Below are 18,220 nucleotides of genomic sequence, written 5' to 3'. Positions count from 1 at the left end.
ACAATATTTTATTTAAAAATTAAAACCTAAATTTTTTAATTTCCAAATCGTTTTCAAAATTAACATAATAAAAAATCTCCTCACATTTTCCAATCAGACATTTCATTCCGAGCATTGAAGAAATCGAACCGATTAAATTAACCATCGGGGGAAGCTGCCCTTTTATATTATGCTCTTTTGTGGCGAATATTTTAAAAGATGTGTTTTTAAACACACCTACCTGTCCGTGCCACTCTTCAACGCTTGCGTAAATCCAGGGAATATTCTTATTTTTTGCAAATCGATCTATTAATTTTCTTGTTTTGAAATTATCGGTTGCGTCAAATATCAAATCAACTTCAATATCCGAGCTTCCGTCAAATTCACCTTCGACAATCTCTATATCGCTACCGCAACGGTCTATCTTTTCAGCCAGTACTCTCGCTTTGCTTTTGCCAATATCTTCTTTTGAAAACTGAAACTGCCTGTGAATATTATGAATCTCTATGTCGTCATAATCAATTAAATATAATTTTTTAAGTCCTATACAGCTTATGGTAGTGGCTATTATATTTCCTAAACCTCCGCATCCGACAACTAATACCGACTTTTCAGATAAAATCTTCTGATTTTCTTTCCCTATGACTTCAATCTGTCTTCTAAACATTAAAACCCCTGATTGTTTCGAATACTTTTAAAGCCTGAAAGTGCTCTTTTACGTCGTGGCACCTTACTATACTCGCACCGTTTCCGACCGCTTCGGTATGGATAATCAAAGTACCCGGAAGCCTTTGAAAAGGATCGGTGGAAACACCCTCTTTTTGCATAATCATATCAATCATACTTTTTCTGCTCGCTCCTATTAAAAGCTCATAGCCGAAATGAAGGAAATGCTCCATATGTTTTATTAATGCAAGATTGTCTTCAAGTCTTTTACCGAATCCTATCCCCACATCCAAAATTATATCTTTTATGCCGAAACTTTTCGCTTTTTCTATTCTGTTTTGAAAAAATTCGTCCACTTCCAAAATAACGTTTTCATAAAAAGGGTTTTTCTGCATATCTTTAGGATTTCCCTTCTTATGCATAATAACAACACTCGCTCCGTATTTGGCAGCTACTTTTGCATATTCGTCACTTTCAAGCCCGGTGATGTCGTTTGCTATTTTGAAGCCCCTCTTAAGCGCATATTCCAAAACCTCCGATTCAAAAGTGTCTATACTGAAGAGTGCTTTTTCATACAGTTTTGATTTGTATATTTCATCAATAATCGGTTTTACTCTTTTTAGTTCTTCCTCAACTCCCGGATAAACGCTTCCCGGTCTGCTTGAAACCCCGCCGATATCAATAATTTCGGCACCCTCATCTATCATTTTTTCAATCCGTTTTACGGCCTCTTTGCCCTGAAACCTGCTGCCCTCGAAAAAAGAATCCTCATTCGCGTTAATCACACCCATAATTTTAAGGGGAAATTTCGGCAGGTTTATAAATTCTTTAAGCCGTTTTGCCAAAAATTTCAGTTTAAAAGGCTGGGCAAGCTCTTTTTTTACCAGTATTTCAAGCTGTTTTTTATTACACATTAAAAGTGCGTCAAAATGACTGTTTTTACAATCCGGAGCCCCAACCGGCACGGCAAGTTCCGCGCCTATGCTTAAAGCGTCCTGTTTAAGTATGTTAGCGGCTCCGCAGTTTATGTCTTTTATAAAAAACAAAAATTCGCTTTTTTTCTTTTTCATAATTTCAATTCCCGCCGAATCAACGCCTATTTTTTTCATAACTGCGGCGGTATCGGTATCCCTGTTCAGTTTGTAAACATTCAAAACCTCTCCTTTACGCTCAGCATTAAAAGTGCCAAAACCGCGTCTTTATCAATATTAAGCTCCAGCATTTTTACCGCATCCGAAAGAATTTCAAGCTGTTCTTCATCCAGTTTTTTTTCTTTTATAATTTTATAAATCAGACTTTTGATTTGACTTTTATCCATATCCGTTCTTAAAAGTTCCAAAATTTTATCATTCGTTATGCCTGAAATATCAATACCGCATTCATTTACAACATTATAAAGTTTTTTTTCAATCATAAGTCTCGATTTTACGGTATCAAGCAACGAATATTTCGACTTTGCAATAAGTATGAAATCAATGTTTTGCGGAGGTTCTTCCAAAAGTTTCAAAAGGGCGTTTTGAGAAACGGCGGGATATTTTTCAGCCGCCACTGCTATTGTTTTTTTTTGTTTCGTCGCTATATAGGCTGTCTCCCTTATTTTTCTGACATCTTCCACTTTGAGTTCCGCAACATATACAATTTCATCGGGTTTTATCTCTTTTAAAACCCTCTCAAAATCATCGGTAATTATGATTTTGCTCAAATTTCAACCTCTCCGAATATTGCAGCTTTAAGTGTTTCGTTCAGAATATCCGCCAAATCGAGAAGTTTTTTGTCAAGATTTTCATCAAGAGATTTTAAAAAGAAGTTTTTATGCAAATCCATATCCATAATCCAGAAAAAAGAATCCGGTTTGTTTCTCGCAAATCTGAGTTTCGGAGTTTCAACTCCAATATACCAGAAAATATAATTGTCGTTAAAACTGATGCTGAGCATATCCTCTATCATTTCGTAATGTTCGTCCGTTCTTGCATGTTCAAGCTGGGGAACCAGCTTTTGTAAGTCGTATATAGGAATAAAAGAAGGTTTGAAATCCTGAAAATTATTTATTTTGTTTATAATATAATCGCTAAACCATTTTCTTTTGTAATCGGTAATTAAAAAAACGCTTTTCCCTTCGATTACATTGGATATAAAATCGCTAACAAGGGGAATCCACTCAAGCCTCTTTTCTTCCATCCATTTTATGTTTTTATCCCTTATATATTTCAATGTAAACTGATTTATATCCATTACCGTCACTTGTCTAACTGATACGCTTTATGCAATGCCCTTACGGCGAGTTCGCCGTACTTTTCATCTATTACCATCGATATTTTAATCTCGCTGGTGCTGATCATAAGAATATTTATATTCTCGTCGGCGAGGGTTTTAAATGCCGTCGCAGCCACTCCGCTGTGGGACTTCATTCCAACACCCACAACACTGACTTTCGCTATGGAATCGTCGTATTCCACCGATTCCGATTTTTCTTTATACTCTTTTAAAACTTCCTTTGTCAGTTCGAGTTCGGTCTGAGGAACCGTAAATGTGAGGTTGGCTTTATTGTCTTTACCGACGTTTTGCACTATCATATCCACATTTATGTTTTTATCGGCAAGTTTTCCGAATATTTCCGCGCTTATCCCTGGTCTGTCCTCAACCCCGAAAATACTGACCCTCGCCTGGTTTTTATCAAGCGCTATTCCGCTTACTAATACTTTTTCCATATCAGGTGTCTCCTTTGTTATTAACGTTCCTTTTATTTCAGGTTTGAATGACGATTTCACTTCAATGTCAACGTTCAGTTTTTTAGCAAGCTCCACAGAGCGGCTTTGCATAACCTTGGCACCGAGACTGGCAAGTTCGAGCATTTCGTCATAACTTATAACGTCTATTTTTTTAGCCCTCGGTTCTATTCTCGGATCGGTAGTGTAAATTCCGTCCACATCGGTATAAATTTCGCACTTGTCCGCTTTTAACGCCCCTGCTATAGCAACGGCGGTCAAATCGCTGCCTCCCCTTCCGAGCGTCGTAACATCCCCGTTTTCATTAATTCCCTGAAATCCGGCGATTATTACAATTTTTCCTTCGTTTAAATGTTTTTGCATTTTAGAAGGATCTATATCCATTATCCTCGCTTTTGTATGATCGCTCGTGGTTTTTATCCCCGCCTGCCTTCCGGTGAGGGCTATGGCATCTTTTCCCATCGCCTGAAGCGCTATACTTAAAAGTGCACTCGTAACCCTCTCTCCGCTACTCACAAGCAGATCCACCTCCCTTTGGGGAGGGGTTTTTGTAAAGTGATTTGCAAAATCCAAAAGTTTATTCGTCTCTCCAGCCATTGCGGAGACCACAACCACAACCCGGTTTCCTTCATCCGCATATTTTTTAACAATATTCGCAACATTTTGAATCCTGTCCAAATCACCAACACTCGTACCGCCAAATTTCTGAACTACTAACATCTCTCTCCTTTACAGTAATCCCTCTTTTTTAAAATATTCAAGCACGGTTTTATAAACCGGCCTTTTGAACGATTTTACATAATCGAATATCTGATCAACGCTTATGAATTTATAATCTTCAAATTCCGGTATTTCCGTATTCAGATCTATTTTGGCATCCGGTTTTAACTTAACCAGAAAATATTTCTGTTTCTGCCCGTCGTAAGGGTACATTTTTTTAGCTATTCTTTTTGGAAAATCGTATTTCTGCCATTCCGGCATTTCAGCCAATATTTCAACCTCATCCGTTCCTATTTCCTCTTTCAACTCCCTCAAAAGCGCCTCTTTTTCACTTTCGCCTTCGTCTATACCGCCCTGCGGAAACTGCCATGCGTCCACATCGTTTCTTTTGGCTATTAAAATTTCCACTTTTTCGGGATATTTTGAAGAGAGAACCACCGCCGCCACATTCGGTCTGTATTTTTTCAAAACATCACCTTTTTTTTGTAAAATTATAACGAATTAATCGGGAATGGAGAATGGAGAATGGAAAATTTAAGAAATGAAAAGCTAAAAATGAAAAATCCGAAATTTAAAAAACAAAACAACCCGTTTAACAACTCCCTATTTTCAACCTCCTCCCAAATAAAGAAACAGTCCCTAAAAAACGGGAACGATTCTCCATTACTCTACATTCACATTCCCTTTTGTGACAGCAAATGCAACTACTGCGCCTTTAATTCGTACACCAATATAAATCATTTGAAAAAACAGTATTTCGACGCTCTAAAAAAGCAGTTCTTAAAAGAAACGTCTACGGATGTACGGTTTAAAACCGTCTTTATAGGAGGCGGAACGCCTTCTACGATGAATATCGGATTTTACGAAAAACTGTTCGAACTTATCTCCCCGTACACTGCGGACACAAAAGAGATAACCGTCGAATGCAATCCCAACACATCATACGACTGGCTTAAAAAATTACGTTCGTTAGGGGTTGGACGTATAAGTTTCGGCGTGCAGAGTTTCAATTCCGAAAAACTTAAATTCCTAAACAGAAACCATTCTCCCCGCCAGGCAGTAAAATCCGTATTAAACGCTCACAAAGCCGGATTTGAAAATATAAATATAGATCTGATATATTCTACCGCGTTAGATACAAAAAAACTTCTCTCAAACGATTTAAAAACGGCTTTTTCCCTTCCCGTTACACACATAAGCGCATACTCCCTGACAATCGAAAAAAACACGAAATGGGAAGGGGATTTTTCAAAAAGAAAAACGGACGAGGAACTTGAAATATGGTTTATCGAAAAGATAAAAGAAAAATTCCCGCAGTATGAAATATCCAATTTCGGGAAGCCTTGCATCCACAATCTCGGATACTGGGAAGGAAGGGAATATACCGGAATCGGAGCCGGAGCGGTGGGATTTAAAAAATCAAAAACATTAAACGGAAAAGAAAAATTTTTCAGATATTACACTCTCAACGACGTATACGAATATCTGAAACACCCAACAAAATACGAATACGAATATCTAAGCAAAGAAGACATAAAAAAAGAAAAAATATTTTTAGGCCTCCGCTCGGTTATCGGGTTTGAAGAAAACATCTTAAACGAGGAAGAGAAAAAAAGGGCGGATATGTTGATTTCGGAAAAGAAATTCTTTAAAAGAAAAAACAGGATTTATTCTTACGACTTTTTACTCGCCGACGCACTGAGCGCGTTTTTAACGGACTAATCAATATTTTCCAAAGGATGAAAATTCATTACCGTTTCTTTAAGGTTTTCTTTTTGTATATGTGTATAAATCTGCGTGGTGTTAAGGGATGAATGTCCTAAAAGCTCCTGAACGACCCTTAAATCGGCCCCGCCGAGCACAAGGGCAGTGGCGAAAGAATGCCTTAGCACGTGGGGGGAAACACCGAGATATTTTTTCGTTATGTTAAAAGCGCTGATTCTGCTTAAAGGCTTACAGTTTTTGTTTACAAAAACATATTCGCTTTCGCACGGTCTTTTTTTAAGATATTCCCTCAGACTTTCAACGGCCGAGGGGGCGACGGGAACCGTTCTTTGTTTTTCACCTTTCGACATCCACACCCTGACCCAGCCGTTTTCTATATCCGAAACCTTAACATTCAGGGCTTCGCTTATTCTAAGTCCGGTAGCGTATAAAAACAGAATCAAAGCCCTGTCCCTTAAGTCAAACCAGTTTTCCGGCTTTTTGGAAAAAGCGTTCAATATCTCTTCTTTCGTAAGATACTTAGGAAGTGTTTTAGGGATTTTAGCCTGTTTTATTTTGTGTTTGCTTTCAACCCATTCCCTTTTATACGCAAAATCGAAAAAAGAATTAACGGCGCTCAGTTTTCTGTTTAAAGAACGTTTGTTTTCTATTGTGGAGAGAAAGGAGATAATATCCATATTATCGGCTTCGATTATAGGTTTTTTAATAAACTCCTCAAACTGTGTCAAATCCCTTTTATACGCTTCGTAAGTATTTTTACTCACCCCTTTGTTTATTAAAAGATATTCCAAAAAAGCCTCGAGATATCTACTCAATCATAAACACCTTGTCTTCGTTGTATATTTTACACCCGTCAATTTTAAGTTCGGCATCGCTTTTGGTGTTAAAATCGTTCCCCGTGTATACGGTCACGTTTAAATCAGGAGTGATCTTAATCAGATACCCTCCCCTTTCAACAGTCCATAAATTTCCCTTACACACTGAAGGAGCGAAAAAACTGGCATAAGGAAGTTTCACTTTTTTAATTTCTTTGAGGTCGGAATCGAGTTTTATAATTTTTCCGTCACTCGTAAAAAGATATATAAAACCGTTATAATCCGTCACATGTTTTATATCGGCTTTATAATCTATTAAAAAAGACGGGTTGAAAAGCACAAGTTTGCTCGGTGTGGCCATAAAAAGTTTGTTGTTCACTATTTTTAGAAAAATAACGTTGTCGTTGAAACGGTTTTGAGAAATGTTCAGATTTCTTATAAACCTTCCGCTTTTAGCGTCAACAACAGCCACGTTACCGCTTAAAAGAGGATATAAAATCAAATCGGTATAAAAAAGAGGGTCGGCATGAAGGTACCTTACGCCTAAAACACCCTCACTGTCTATTATAAATTTCATTTTACCGCCGTTTAAATCGAAAAGTCCGTATTTTCCGTTTTCAAACACAACAGCAACGTAGTTTCCGTTTTTAGTTGCCGAATAAATCAAAAACGGAAGTTTATATTTTTTTTTCTCAGAAATCACATACAGCAAATCCCCCCTTGCCGCCAAGTCTTTATTGAGTTTTACAAACTTTCCCAAAAAACGGCCGTTTTCGTCATAATACACCTTCTCAACCCTTATACCGTCATCCAAAAGTCCCTGTTTTTTTACATATTTGAGTTTCAGTGAAGAAAATGTCAAAGTTGTTTTCGTGTATCCGCTGAGATCTTTATATTCGCTGTATGACTTGAGTTTATGTTTTTTTACGTTTGAGGGTTCGTATATTTTTACACTGCACCCGGAAAAAAACAAAACCGCCAAAAACGGAAAAATTAAATATTTCATTTAACTATCCCGTAGTGAAGTAAAAATTTAGCGACGGTATAAAATTCGCTTTGAGGATTAATCTGCGCAAAAAGCTCTTTCGCTTTTTTTCTTTTTCCGTCTTTGAGATAAATCCTTATAAGGGCAACCCTTACCGGATCTTTTAAAATTTTATAATCGGGGTTTAAAAGATAGTTTTCAAGCGATTTTTCATCACCCTTAAGCATTGCGATTTTATACGCCGCCACGGCTTTGAGTTCGGGGGCGGTTATTTTTTGCAAATCACTTATTTTACTGCTCTGAAGAAGATACACCTGATAAAGTTTGTCGTTTGATTTTACTTTTTCAAGCGCTTCTTTATTGTTAGGATTTTGCATAAGAGTGTCAAACGCGTTGTTCGAAGATATAAGCTTTTGAGTCTGAATGTAACCGTAAACGGCATTACCGACCAAAATCAACGCGGCTATAGTAAAACCGGCGATTACCTGTTTTTTGTACTTTTTTATAAATTTTTCAAGTTTAAAAACTTTTACTAAAAGCTCTTCTTCCTGTTTTAATTTCTCTTTAATCTCCACTTTCAGCCTTTTTTATGTAATTTTATCAAATAATGTTCGATTTGTTTTAAAATATTTTTATTTATCCTGATATTTAACTCAATCACTTTCAATTCAAGATTAAATTGTTTTAATTTGACATAATCTTTCATAGTCGTTACTATTTTTTTGTTTTCAAACTCTTTAACGTCATCGTATACAAATTCATAATGGTCCGGAAAAAATTTATAAGGAATCTTGCAGTATTCGAGCAGTCTTTCGGGTTTAGAAATTGCAGAGAGTAAAATATCGCCTTTCGGACATTTTACAATCCTTTCGAAATCTTTTCCCTCTTGTAATACCATATCCGCAAAACGGAGGGCGAGTCTCGGATACCTGTAACCCCCGGCCGGTATGCAAAAAGGATTTTTATTTTTTACGTCCAATACAATATTCAGTTTTTTAAACGGCTTATCAAACCCGTCATCAAGAATAACAAACCCGGCACCTAATTCTTTAGCTTTTAAAATCGCTTCTTTTCTGTTTTCGCTTACAATTACAAGGGCATCCGTTTTAAGGGCTATCTCCATTGCTTCGTCGCCGCTTGTTTTTACGTCCGTTTTTATTTCCCCCCATTCGCTTACAACGACAAGTCCTTCGCTTTTTCTGCCGTATCCCCTTAAAACCACCGCCGGTTTATATTTTTTAAATTCATTTGCAAGCGCAACGGTAAAAGGGGTTTTACCGCTTCCGCCGATTATAATGTTTCCGACAGACACTATCGGAATACCCAAATCTTCCGATTTTCTCGGGAATTTGAAATGTATTATTGTCATATAGATTAAAGAAAGAGGAAAAAGAAGAATAATTAAAGGCCAGTGATACCATTTAGGGTAAAAAAGCATTTCTTCAAAAAAATTATAACACTTTAACTCTAAACTTTTCACTTTTCACTTTTCATTTAAAGTTTTACGTCTCTTTCATATAAAAAGTCATGCGTTACAGTCCTGCTTTTAAGTTTTGCAATTATAGGCATCTTTCTTTTAAACTGATTGAAATAAACCTTTTTCAAAACGAATTCGACTAATTTTTCGTCATATTTTGCAAGAAGTTCTTTTTTTGTGGCTCTTTCATCCACAAAATCCCTTAACACGGCGTCAAGTTCATCATAAGTGTAACCGAGCTCTTTTTCATCGCTCTGCCCCTCCCAGAGATCCGCGCTCGGGGGCTTGTTTATGATTTCTTCGTTTACACCGAGATAAGCGGCAAATTCGAATATTTCCGTTTTATACAGATCCCCTATGGGATTAAGAGCGCTTGCGAGATCCCCGAAAAGGGTTCCGTATCCGAGCAACAGTTCGCTCTTATTGCTCGTACCTATTACAAGAGCGCCGAGCTCGGCCGATTTGTCGTAAAGCACGGCCATTCTCATACGCGCCGAAAAATTGCCGAATCTTACTTTATCATCAACAGGATACGCTTCAAGTAAAGGGGCAATTGAGATTATTTCATAATCAATTCCAAATTTTTCACACAGTTTAAGCGCATCGTCGACACTTGATTTGCTCGAAAACTGCGAAGGAAGTAAAAAGGCTTTGAAATTTTCCCCAAGAGCCTTTTTGGCAAGAACAGCCACAACTGCGGAGTCAATTCCTCCGCTAAGACCGCAAATTCCTTTTTTTAGTCCGGTTTTCGTAATCTCTTCTTGAATAAACTTAATCAAAAATTTTTCAATTAACTGCCATTTCCCATTTTCCATTGTAACATTTTCCATTGAATTTCAGCTTTCAATATAATTTTTCAAAAACTTTCCGATATTAGGGTGTCTGAGTTTTTTAATTGCACTGCTTTCTATCTGTCTTACCCTTTCTCTTGTAACGTTAAGGGCTTTTCCTATCTCTTCAAGAGTTCTTTCGCTCTTATCCGGCATAAGTCCGAACCTCATCTTAATCACCGCTTTTTCCCTTTCGTTGAGCTGTTCTAAAATCTCTTCAATATGTTTTCTGAGATCTTCGTTTACTACTTCCTCATAAGGATTCGTAAACGTTTTATCTTCAATAAAATCTCCGAACTTTCCGTCTTCCTCCTCGCCCACAGGAGCTTCAAGCGATACCGGCTCTTTTGAAATTTTAAGAATCTGTTTTACTTTTTCAATAGGCATTTTCATCTCTTTTGCAATAACTTCGAGTGAAGGTTCTTTCCCTTCTTCCTGAACGTGTTTTCTGACAATTTTATTAATCTGGTTGATATTTTCTATCATATGTATAGGAATTCTAACGGTTCTTGCCTGATCTGCAATTGCGCGGGAAATAGCCTGCCTTATCCACCAGGTGGCGTATGTCGAAAACTTGTATCCCTTTTCAAATTCGAATTTGTCAATAGCTTTCATAAGCCCGATATTGCCTTCCTGGATCAAATCAAGGAAAGGAAGCCCCCTGTTTGTATATTTTTTAGCGATACTTACAACGAGCCTCAAATTCGCCCTTGCCATTTTCTCTTTGGCTTCGGTCGTTATTTTTTTACCTCTTTTCAGCTGTTCGAGTATCACTTCAAGTTTTTCGGGTTCCATTCCGAACATATTTTCACTCGCTTTTTTGGCTTCCACAAGTTTTTTGATGTCCATATAAACGTTTACCATCGTGTGTTCGGGCACCATTGCGGCTATATCTTCTTTGCTGAGTTCGGTAATTTTACTTAAAATTTCTTTATGGAGTTTTCTTAACTGCTCGTTAAAAAGCGGCAGTCTGTACTCTTTTTTCTTAAGTTCCTTTTCAAAATCCTTATCTCCCTTAAGGGCGGTTTCTACCGTTTTTACTATTTCGTTGATAAGTTTGGAAGTGTATCCGAGCTCGTTTAGAGCCTCTTTCACTTTTTTCTTTTTAAACGTCAGCTGCAGGATTTTATGCAGTCTTTCAAGTTCGTCCATATTTTTGGCATTAATTATTCTGTCATATTCATCAAGTACTTTTTCCCACTCTTTTTTCGCTTTTTCAAGGTTTTTAAACAGTTCGTTAATTCTTTTTTCGCGGATTGAGATTTTTTTTCTTCTTTTTCCTTCTTTTGAGTCCTCGTCATCCACTTCCTCTTCATCCACAAAATTTTTGAAAAGCTCTTTTACCCTTCTTTCCCTGTTCAAAAGCGGCTCTTTGTATTTCAACACGAGATCTATTAAAAAAGGAATCGAACAGATAGCATCAAGTATTATCTCCTCCCCTAACTGAATTCTTCTGAATATCTCAATTTCCTCATCCTTGTCAAGAAGCGGAATATGTCCCATTTCCCTTAAATACATACGTACGGGCGAATCCGAGCGGCTCCATTCGAGAAGTTCTTTATCTTTTAAAATATCTTCTGCAAGTTCTTCTTTTTTTCTTTCCCTCTCCTCTTCGTTTTTAACAACGTCCTCAAGGTTTTTAAGCTTCGCCACCTCGGCGGCCGTCATAAGTCTTATATTATTTTCTTTAGCAGCTTTTAATATTTCCTTGCTTTGCGCTTTAGTGGGAACTTTTGGTAAAATGTTGACAATGGTTTCATAAGTGACTATACCGTTTTTATTCGATTTAAAAAGTTTCTCGAGTTCTTTTGGCAATGCCATCAATGCTCCTTTTTTTAATAAGTAATATGCAAAGGGCCGTAAAACCCGCGCCGAGTGAAAACCGCTCGTTTTAAGAGAGGAATTATACTAAATTTTTTCGGAACGTTTATTGCTTCTTTTTTTGAAAAAGGCCCTTTATGATTAACGGATATTACGATGCAACCGGTGCCATGGTCACCCAGTTCAACAGACTTAACGTAATTTCAAACAACCTTGCAAACGTAAACACCGCAGGCTTTAAACAAGACGATATAATAATCGGCGATTTCGAAAGATTGTTTAGTGAAAAAAGGGACGAACTTCCGCTTCAAAACAACACCAAAGAAGCGGCCAAATTTTTAAACAGAAGCCTTAACAAGGTTCCTATAGTGGTGGAAGAATATACAAACTTTTCTCCGGGCGACATACAAAAAACCTCAAACCCTCTCGATATAGCTTTAAAGGACAAAAACAGATTTTTCTGCATCGAAACCCCGGGGGGCGAAAAACTGACCCGTGCGGGCAATTTCAACCTCGACGAAAGCGGCTATCTTGTTACAAAAGAAGGGTTTAAAATCCTTGACGACAAAAACAATCCTATAAGGTTAATTCCCTCATATCCCGTTAAAATCGACTCAAACGGAAATATTTTCCAAAATAAAAAGCTTGTTTCCACACTAAAAATAGTAAAAATCGACAATCTCAAAACCTTGAAAAAAACGGGCGACAATATGTTCGATTATATACCCGAAACGGCGGTTGTAGTTCCTCTCAATTCGACACTTCAGGGATTTTTGGAAAAATCGAACGTAAATCCCATAAGAGAGATGACAAACCTTATCGAAACAAACAGACTGGTTGAACAGTATCAGAAAGTTATGACGACATTTATGGACGACTTAAACCGTGACGCAATTGAAAAACTTGCAAATGTAAAAGCGTAAATTTAACGCCCAAACAACTGACAAATTTGTGAAGGAAATTTTTATTCGGAACAAAATTTGCTAAGTTAAAATAACAGATTTTCAAAAAGGAATTAATATGGTAAGAAGCTTATATACCGCCGCCACAGGGATGATGGCACAGCAGATGCAAATAGACGTGGTGTCCAATAACATTTCAAACGTAAACACAATAGGCTATAAAAAACAGCGTGCGGAATTTGCGGATCTTTTTTACCAGACTATGGAATACGCCGGAACCGCCACTTCAACCACCACCCAGTCGCCCACAGGCATTAACGTCGGTCTGGGCGTAAGACCCACCGCCATAACAAAAATATTCACACAGGGAAATTTCAAAGAAACCGGAAACAACTTGGACGTTGCCATCCAGGGGGACGGATTTTTTCAGGTTCAGCTTCCGGACGGCAGAATAGCTTATACAAGAGACGGTGCTTTTAAACTCGACGCCGACGGTAACGTAGTGACAAGCGACGGTTATAAATTAATCCCTAACATAACTCTTCCGGCAGATACGGTTCAGGTATCGATAGGTAACGACGGAACGGTTTCAATTCTTGAAGCGGGTCAAACACAGATGCAGCAGATAGGTCAGATCCAAATTGCAAAATTCATCAATCCCGCGGGGCTTCATTCCATGGGCAGCAACCTTTATATTGACACGTCGGCTTCGGGCGCCCCTATAGTCACAACCCCAGGTATTGACGGAACTGGGGAAATAAGACAGGGGTTTGTGGAAATGAGCAACGTTCAGCTTGTTGAGGAAATGACCGACTTAATTACCGGTCAGAGGGCATACGACGCCGCAAGCAAAGCGATAGTAACAAGCGACGAAATGCTTCAGACGGTCAATAATTTAAAAAGATAATTAAAAAATTTCGGAAGCGGTAATTAAAGAAGAAAGCCCGAATTTACTTCTTAATTTATAAACGGCGTCGTTTAATTTCTCCATTTTTTTATCTTTTTGATAATCAAAAAGATTCGACACTTTTTTAAACTTAGAAACGCTTATTGCTATTGATATGATATGATCCTCTTCAATGTCCGCTCTGTAAAAAAGAGCGGTCATAATCTCTTTAAGAAGAAATTCGTTAAAAATCCTGTAAACCGTTATATGGGCTTTTGATTTTCCGGAACGTTTGTATTTTATACTCAGATAATAAAAAGTGGGATTTACTTTTCTTTTTTTGACCAAAAAAGAAAGATACCTGCAAAGCACGCCTATTCTTCTTACAATTTCCCCTCTCTCATATACAGGATCAAACCTTCTTGAAATCCCTATGCTTTTTCTTTCACTTTTTTCCACAACCTCTTCATTATCTGTTCCGCACACCCTGTTATAAAGCTGAATTCCGTTTTTCCCCCATGAATAAAAATATTCCCTCTCCCTTTTGACATCCCCCAAAGTCAGTATTCCTTTTTCTTTTAATCTTTTTTCCGTCCGTTTTCCTATTCCCGGAAATTTCTCAACAGGAATGTTTTCAATAAACTCATCCGTATTTTCCACAACCTTGATTCCGTCTGGTTTTGCAAAGGAAGTTGCGAGTTTTGCGCTCCATTTGCTCTTAGCCGCACCTATCGACACGGGCAGATTAAATTTCTCCCGAATATCTTTTTTTAAGTTGTTTATAAACTCATATACTTCGCCGTCATTCACCCAGCCTTCCAGATCACCGAAAAATTCGTCAATGCTGTACTGCTCCACCGCCGGTATTTTCTTTTTTAAATACAGCTTAAGCTTATAAGACAAAAGATGATACAGTTTATAATCGGGTGTAATAATCTTCAGTTTCGGATAAATTCTGAGGGCTTCGGCCAAAGTGGTCCCCGTTTTTATACCGAGCTCCCTCGCCTCATAACTCGCCGTTACCACTATACCCCTTACCCTGCCGTTTTCCAAAAAATAGCTTTTGTCATACTCTTCATTTCCTACAATCAAATCACCCGTAAAAGCGCCTTCGTTAAGATTGAAAAGCTTTGTTTTTTCGTTCTTAAATATCTCCTTATCATTTCTTTTTACAACCACCGCCGGTTTGTTCAAAAGCGTTTTATCATCTATTCTGTGGGCGGATACGAAAAAACAGTCCAAATCCAGATGTATTTTCATATTTATCCTTATTGAAAAGGTTTTAGATCTCAGAGCCCCAATCGGCACTGAATAAATAAAGCGAAACGATTGCTCTTTTTAACTCTTTGGAAGTGTCAAAAATTTGCGCTCTTGGTGAGCGTATTTAGTCAATGCCGCCAAATTTCATTCTTGACACAATATTAACAAAATGATAGAATTGAATATTAAAAATTAACGTTTTGTTAAGGAACAATAATGGAATTTGACAAAATCATTGAAAAAATAAAAGACATTCTTTCTTTGGAAGTAGGTGAGAGAAAGGTTTTAAACAAAGACGTGGCGAAAGCTTTGGGGATTACTCCCGAACACCTCTCAATGTTAAAAAAAAGAAACAAGATCCCTTACGAAGAACTCGCCTATTTCTGTGCAAAAAGAAAAATTTCGCTCAACTGGTTGCTGTTTGACCAGCAGATTGAAAACATAGCAAAAGAAACTGAAAAATTTGCCAAAATAAGGTATTTTAAGAATATAAACGCAAGCGCGGGGGGAGGTGCCCTCAATTGTGAAGAGGAATACGAATTAATTTTTATAGACAAAAAAATAATAGACAAAAACCTTGACGCGATTCATGTTGTGGGGGATTCGATGGAACCCACAATTAAAGACGGAAGCATAATATTCATAGACCGCAGCGACACGAATATACAAAACGGCGGAATATTCGTAATATCAACCCCTGCGGGAGTTTTTGTAAAAAGGGTTAATTTAAAAAGCGACGGGAAAATAGAGCTTATATCGGATAACACTTTGTATCCGCGCGAAACGGCGGACGAAGCGGAAATCTTAGGAAAAGTTGTAAAAATTATGAGTTGAATTTAGTTTTTAAAATTCTTTTGCCAAGTTCTACACCGGGCTGATTATAGGTATCTATTTCGAAAAGTGCGCCTACGGCGGAAGTTAGAAGTTCATAATAAACCATAAGTTTTCCTACGTTTTCCTCATTTAAACTTTCAAGAACTATTTCATCCACGTCAAGACCGCTTCTGATGACACTTTCGCGTGTAGCGTCACACTGAGCGTTAATCAGTTCGTTAAACGTATATCCGTTTACAAAGTCGGTTTTTTCAAGATACGGCAGTGAAATTTTAGGGATTCTCAAAGAACTCTCAAAGTTTTTAACCTTTATAAACGTCACCGTTTTATCTTTAGGCCCCTCAATTAAAAGCTGTAAAAAAGAGTGCTGATCAATCGAACCTAAAAGACCTATGGGGGTAAGACCGACCCTTTGCCCTTTTTTGTTTATTTTACCCAAACTCTCACCCCAAAGCTGAACGTACCATTTGTTAAACTCATCCAAAAGGGAAGAATAGGAAAACACCACGTTCATTTTATAATATCTGCTTCTTTCATACAAGAATGCGGCTTTTCTTATTAGATGCCATTCCTTTTTTTCAAAAAAAGAATCCATATAATGACCCGCCGCATCAAGAATTTTTTCAACGTCCATTCCCACAAGATGCAAAGGCACTATTCCGACCGCACTGAATACCGAAAACCTTCCCCCAACATTTTCAGGTATGTTAAAAATCTCCAGTCCGTTTTTCTGTGCAAACTTTTCAAGGGGGGAATTCGAGTCGGTTATAATAATTATTTTGTTTTTTTCTTTTTGCAAGTCTATGTTAAAATGTTTTATCACCGCCTTAAAAATGGAAATGGTTTCTATAGTGGTACCCGATTTTGAAATTACCAAAAAAACGGCGTTATGTTTGTTTATTTTCGAAAAATGGTTTTTAAGCTCCAACGGATCAGTGTTTTCTAAAAAAATTATGTTTTTAACGTTTTTGTAATGAGACTTTAAAAGCCTGTACACGGCTTTCGTTCCGAGCGATGAGCCTCCTATGCCTATAACCACCACCGTATCGAAATCGTTTTTACAGTTTTTTAGCTGTTCAATTACGCTCCGGCTTGTTTGAGGCAGATGGTAATAACCCACTTCACCGCTTTGTTTTTCTTTCAAGAGACATTCAAAGGCAAAATTTTCAAGATTGGAATTTTCATATTCGTAATAACTCTTAAACTTCAGCATTTATTCTCCTTTTTGTTTTTATAACCGCTCGCCTCCCAAATCATAGGAATAAATTCATCTTTTTTGTATATTTTACCGCCCATTCTGGCGAGATGTTCGCTCGGAACCTGACAGTCTATAAATTCTATTCCGTTTTGTTTCAAAACGTCACAAAAGTATATCAAAGCAAGCTTGCTCGCATCCGGTTTTAAATGAAACATACTTTCACCGCTGAAATACCTGTTAATGGCCACCCCGTAAAAACCGCCGACAAGTTCGCCTTCGTAATAACTTTCGACGGAGAGCACAAAACCGTAATTGTATAAAGCCGTGTAATTTTTTATAAACCCTTCGCTTATCCACGTACCGTTTTCATATTTTCTTTTTACGTTCGCGCAATATCTTATAACATCTTCGAATCTCGTATTTATTTTAAATTCCCATTTGGGACTTCTGAATTTTCTTAACAGTTTTTTAGTCGTTTTAACCTCATCGGTTTTCAAAAACATTCTTTCATTTAAAACAAACCAGTGATACATTCCTTCATCGTCCTGATACCAGGGGAAAAAACCCCTTGAATATCCCTCAAGCAGTCTTTTAGGCAAAAGATCATAACTCGCCCCTACAAACCCTTCGTCAAAAGGCTCATACGGATCCGGAAATTCGAAATTGTCAAGAAGGTAAAGAGGAGGGTTTTCGTTTACCTTTATCATTTATTGACTTTTAAACTGAATTTATCCTTAACATAATCCACTTTCACTTCTCCTCCCCCTTTTAATTCCCCGAAAAGTATTTCATCGCTTAAAGGCTCCACTATGTTTTCTTCAATAATTCTTGCAAGCGGACGAGCCCCGAGTTTAGGCGAATAGCCTTTTTTCGCCAACGCGTTTTTGGCTCTTTTCGTAAGGCTCAGTTTTACTTTTTTGCCGCTTAGTTTATCCTGCAGTTCGTTCATAAATTTATCAACCACCATCAATACGCTCTCATGTGATAAAGGTTTAAATCTCACAATCGCATCAAGCCTGTTGATAAATTCCGGCGCGAAAAACCTTTCAATCGCCTCTTCTTTAAATTCGCTGAATTCCTGTAAAAATCCCGGGTTATTTCCTTCCCCGACACCCAAATTACTTGTCATAATAAGCACAACGTTTCTAAAATCTGCCTTTCTTCCGTCATTATCGGTTAAAGTCGCACTGTCCATTACTTGAAGCAGAATCTGAACTATATCGGGATGTGCCTTTTCTATTTCATCCAAAAGCAATACCGTATGAGGGTTTTTTCTTATCGCCTCCGTTAAAAGTCCCCCTTTTTCATACCCGACATATCCCGGAGGTGAACCTATAAGTTTCGCAACCGAATGTTTTTCCTGATATTCGCTCATATCAAATCTTAAGAAATTAAT

20 protein-coding genes are annotated in these 18,220 nt (G+C 37.6%); 4 read left to right on the top strand and 16 right to left on the bottom strand.

Annotation, left to right across the window (positions count from 1 at the left end):
• Window positions 1–19 precede the first annotated feature (19 nt).
• Genes ACXJIE_RS02540 through ACXJIE_RS02515 form a run of 6 tightly spaced genes read right to left on the bottom strand, consistent with a single transcriptional unit; the run spans window position 20 to window position 4,559 of the window.
• On the bottom strand, window positions 20–646 hold the full coding sequence (locus ACXJIE_RS02540; RefSeq protein ID WP_456479409.1) for a HesA/MoeB/ThiF family protein: 627 nt from the start codon (window positions 644–646) through the stop codon (window positions 20–22).
• Window positions 639–1,799: a dihydropteroate synthase gene (gene folP / locus ACXJIE_RS02535; RefSeq protein WP_456479408.1), complete on the bottom strand. Its 1,161-nt coding sequence runs from the start codon at window positions 1,797–1,799 to the stop codon at window positions 639–641. Before folP ends, ACXJIE_RS02540 begins: the two co-directional genes overlap by 8 nt.
• Complete coding sequence (locus ACXJIE_RS02530; protein WP_456479407.1) at window positions 1,796–2,347, bottom strand: DNA polymerase III delta subunit-related protein; 552 nt, start codon at window positions 2,345–2,347, stop codon at window positions 1,796–1,798. Before ACXJIE_RS02530 ends, folP begins: the two co-directional genes overlap by 4 nt.
• Window positions 2,344–2,877 carry a HobA family DNA replication regulator gene (locus ACXJIE_RS02525; protein WP_456479406.1) on the bottom strand — a complete coding sequence of 178 codons (534 nt, stop codon included), beginning with the start codon at window positions 2,875–2,877 and terminating at the stop codon, window positions 2,344–2,346. The genes ACXJIE_RS02530 and ACXJIE_RS02525 overlap by 4 nt, the downstream gene beginning before the upstream one ends.
• Window positions 2,878–2,882: 5 nt before the next feature.
• The gene (locus tag ACXJIE_RS02520) at window positions 2,883–4,091 is read right to left on the bottom strand and encodes an aspartate kinase (protein WP_456479405.1); all 1,209 of its coding nucleotides are present in this window, start codon (window positions 4,089–4,091) and stop codon (window positions 2,883–2,885) included.
• A gap of 9 nt (window positions 4,092–4,100) precedes the next feature.
• Window positions 4,101–4,559, bottom strand: coding sequence for an RNA pyrophosphohydrolase (locus tag ACXJIE_RS02515; protein WP_456479404.1), 459 nt, complete (start codon window positions 4,557–4,559; stop codon window positions 4,101–4,103).
• A 57-nt stretch (window positions 4,560–4,616) separates the two neighbouring features.
• Here ACXJIE_RS02515 and hemW point away from each other — a divergent pair, with 57 nt between their 5' ends.
• Entirely contained in the window at window positions 4,617–5,813 is a 1,197-nt protein-coding gene (hemW, locus tag ACXJIE_RS02510) for a radical SAM family heme chaperone HemW (protein ID WP_456479403.1), read from the top strand.
• On the opposite strand, the gene ACXJIE_RS02505 is transcribed toward hemW, so the two are convergent.
• From ACXJIE_RS02505 to rpoD, 6 genes are read right to left on the bottom strand one after another with little or no spacing between them, the layout of a single operon-like run.
• On the bottom strand, window positions 5,810–6,631 hold the full coding sequence (locus ACXJIE_RS02505; protein WP_456479402.1) for a tyrosine-type recombinase/integrase: 822 nt from the start codon (window positions 6,629–6,631) through the stop codon (window positions 5,810–5,812). The genes hemW and ACXJIE_RS02505 overlap by 4 nt on opposite strands.
• On the bottom strand, window positions 6,624–7,637 hold the full coding sequence (locus ACXJIE_RS02500; RefSeq protein WP_456479401.1) for a hypothetical protein: 1,014 nt from the start codon (window positions 7,635–7,637) through the stop codon (window positions 6,624–6,626). The genes ACXJIE_RS02505 and ACXJIE_RS02500 overlap by 8 nt, the downstream gene beginning before the upstream one ends.
• Complete coding sequence (locus ACXJIE_RS02495; protein WP_456479400.1) at window positions 7,634–8,191, bottom strand: tetratricopeptide repeat protein; 558 nt, start codon at window positions 8,189–8,191, stop codon at window positions 7,634–7,636. The genes ACXJIE_RS02500 and ACXJIE_RS02495 overlap by 4 nt, the downstream gene beginning before the upstream one ends.
• 2 nt (window positions 8,192–8,193) lie before the next feature.
• Window positions 8,194–9,096 (bottom strand): tetraacyldisaccharide 4'-kinase, encoded by a 903-nt coding sequence (locus tag ACXJIE_RS02490; RefSeq protein WP_456479399.1) that lies wholly within the window; start codon window positions 9,094–9,096, stop codon window positions 8,194–8,196.
• 14 nt (window positions 9,097–9,110) lie between these two features.
• On the bottom strand, window positions 9,111–9,923 hold the full coding sequence (locus tag ACXJIE_RS02485; protein ID WP_456479398.1) for an NAD+ synthase: 813 nt from the start codon (window positions 9,921–9,923) through the stop codon (window positions 9,111–9,113).
• A gap of 6 nt (window positions 9,924–9,929) precedes the next feature.
• Entirely contained in the window at window positions 9,930–11,744 is a 1,815-nt protein-coding gene (gene rpoD, locus ACXJIE_RS02480; RefSeq protein WP_456479397.1) for an RNA polymerase sigma factor RpoD, read from the bottom strand.
• A 137-nt stretch (window positions 11,745–11,881) separates the two neighbouring features.
• On the opposite strand from rpoD, the gene flgF reads away from it, so the two are divergent.
• Window positions 11,882–12,667 carry a flagellar basal-body rod protein FlgF gene (gene flgF, locus ACXJIE_RS02475; RefSeq protein ID WP_456479396.1) on the top strand — a complete coding sequence of 262 codons (786 nt, stop codon included), beginning with the start codon at window positions 11,882–11,884 and terminating at the stop codon, window positions 12,665–12,667.
• Between the two features lie 97 nt (window positions 12,668–12,764).
• The gene (flgG, locus tag ACXJIE_RS02470) at window positions 12,765–13,553 is read left to right on the top strand and encodes a flagellar basal-body rod protein FlgG (RefSeq protein ID WP_456479395.1); all 789 of its coding nucleotides are present in this window, start codon (window positions 12,765–12,767) and stop codon (window positions 13,551–13,553) included.
• Here flgG and ACXJIE_RS02465 read toward each other — a convergent pair whose 3' ends face one another.
• Window positions 13,554–14,792 carry a Y-family DNA polymerase gene (locus tag ACXJIE_RS02465; RefSeq protein ID WP_456479394.1) on the bottom strand — a complete coding sequence of 413 codons (1,239 nt, stop codon included), beginning with the start codon at window positions 14,790–14,792 and terminating at the stop codon, window positions 13,554–13,556.
• 216 nt (window positions 14,793–15,008) lie between these two features.
• On the opposite strand from ACXJIE_RS02465, the gene ACXJIE_RS02460 reads away from it, so the two are divergent.
• Window positions 15,009–15,626 (top strand): S24 family peptidase, encoded by a 618-nt coding sequence (locus ACXJIE_RS02460; protein ID WP_456479393.1) that lies wholly within the window; start codon window positions 15,009–15,011, stop codon window positions 15,624–15,626.
• On the opposite strand, the gene ACXJIE_RS02455 is transcribed toward ACXJIE_RS02460, so the two are convergent.
• The 3 genes from ACXJIE_RS02455 to ACXJIE_RS02445 all read right to left on the bottom strand — a co-directional run.
• Window positions 15,616–16,839 carry a glucose-6-phosphate isomerase gene (locus ACXJIE_RS02455; protein ID WP_456479392.1) on the bottom strand — a complete coding sequence of 408 codons (1,224 nt, stop codon included), beginning with the start codon at window positions 16,837–16,839 and terminating at the stop codon, window positions 15,616–15,618. The genes ACXJIE_RS02460 and ACXJIE_RS02455 overlap by 11 nt on opposite strands.
• Window positions 16,833–17,531, bottom strand: coding sequence for a leucyl/phenylalanyl-tRNA--protein transferase (locus tag ACXJIE_RS02450; protein WP_456479391.1), 699 nt, complete (start codon window positions 17,529–17,531; stop codon window positions 16,833–16,835). The genes ACXJIE_RS02455 and ACXJIE_RS02450 overlap by 7 nt, the downstream gene beginning before the upstream one ends.
• Window positions 17,528–18,220: AAA family ATPase (locus tag ACXJIE_RS02445; RefSeq protein ID WP_456479390.1), on the bottom strand; the 693-nt coding region annotated here is incomplete at its 5' end. The genes ACXJIE_RS02450 and ACXJIE_RS02445, both read right to left, overlap by 4 nt.

The organism is Nautilia sp. (assembly GCF_053994455.1).
This window is presented reverse-complemented; position numbering and strand designations above follow the sequence as displayed.

What these genes read in the sequence shown, in the direction of transcription:
- ACXJIE_RS02540 (WP_456479409.1), bottom strand. Translation starts at nt 646, where the DNA reads ATGTTTAGAAGACAGATTGAAGTCATAGGGAAAGAAAATCAGAAGATT.
- ACXJIE_RS02525 (WP_456479406.1), bottom strand. Translation starts at nt 2,877, where the DNA reads ATGGATATAAATCAGTTTACATTGAAATATATAAGGGATAAAAACATA.
- ACXJIE_RS02520 (WP_456479405.1), bottom strand. Translation starts at nt 4,091, where the DNA reads ATGTTAGTAGTTCAGAAATTTGGCGGTACGAGTGTTGGTGATTTGGAC.
- hemW (WP_456479403.1), top strand. Translation starts at nt 4,617, where the DNA reads ATGGAAAATTTAAGAAATGAAAAGCTAAAAATGAAAAATCCGAAATTT.
- ACXJIE_RS02500 (WP_456479401.1), bottom strand. Translation starts at nt 7,637, where the DNA reads ATGAAATATTTAATTTTTCCGTTTTTGGCGGTTTTGTTTTTTTCCGGG.
- ACXJIE_RS02485 (WP_456479398.1), bottom strand. Translation starts at nt 9,923, where the DNA reads ATGGAAAATGTTACAATGGAAAATGGGAAATGGCAGTTAATTGAAAAA.
- rpoD (WP_456479397.1), bottom strand. Translation starts at nt 11,744, where the DNA reads ATGGCATTGCCAAAAGAACTCGAGAAACTTTTTAAATCGAATAAAAAC.
- flgF (WP_456479396.1), top strand. Translation starts at nt 11,882, where the DNA reads ATGATTAACGGATATTACGATGCAACCGGTGCCATGGTCACCCAGTTC.
- flgG (WP_456479395.1), top strand. Translation starts at nt 12,765, where the DNA reads ATGGTAAGAAGCTTATATACCGCCGCCACAGGGATGATGGCACAGCAG.
- ACXJIE_RS02465 (WP_456479394.1), bottom strand. Translation starts at nt 14,792, where the DNA reads ATGAAAATACATCTGGATTTGGACTGTTTTTTCGTATCCGCCCACAGA.
- ACXJIE_RS02460 (WP_456479393.1), top strand. Translation starts at nt 15,009, where the DNA reads ATGGAATTTGACAAAATCATTGAAAAAATAAAAGACATTCTTTCTTTG.
- ACXJIE_RS02455 (WP_456479392.1), bottom strand. Translation starts at nt 16,839, where the DNA reads ATGCTGAAGTTTAAGAGTTATTACGAATATGAAAATTCCAATCTTGAA.
- ACXJIE_RS02450 (WP_456479391.1), bottom strand. Translation starts at nt 17,531, where the DNA reads ATGATAAAGGTAAACGAAAACCCTCCTCTTTACCTTCTTGACAATTTC.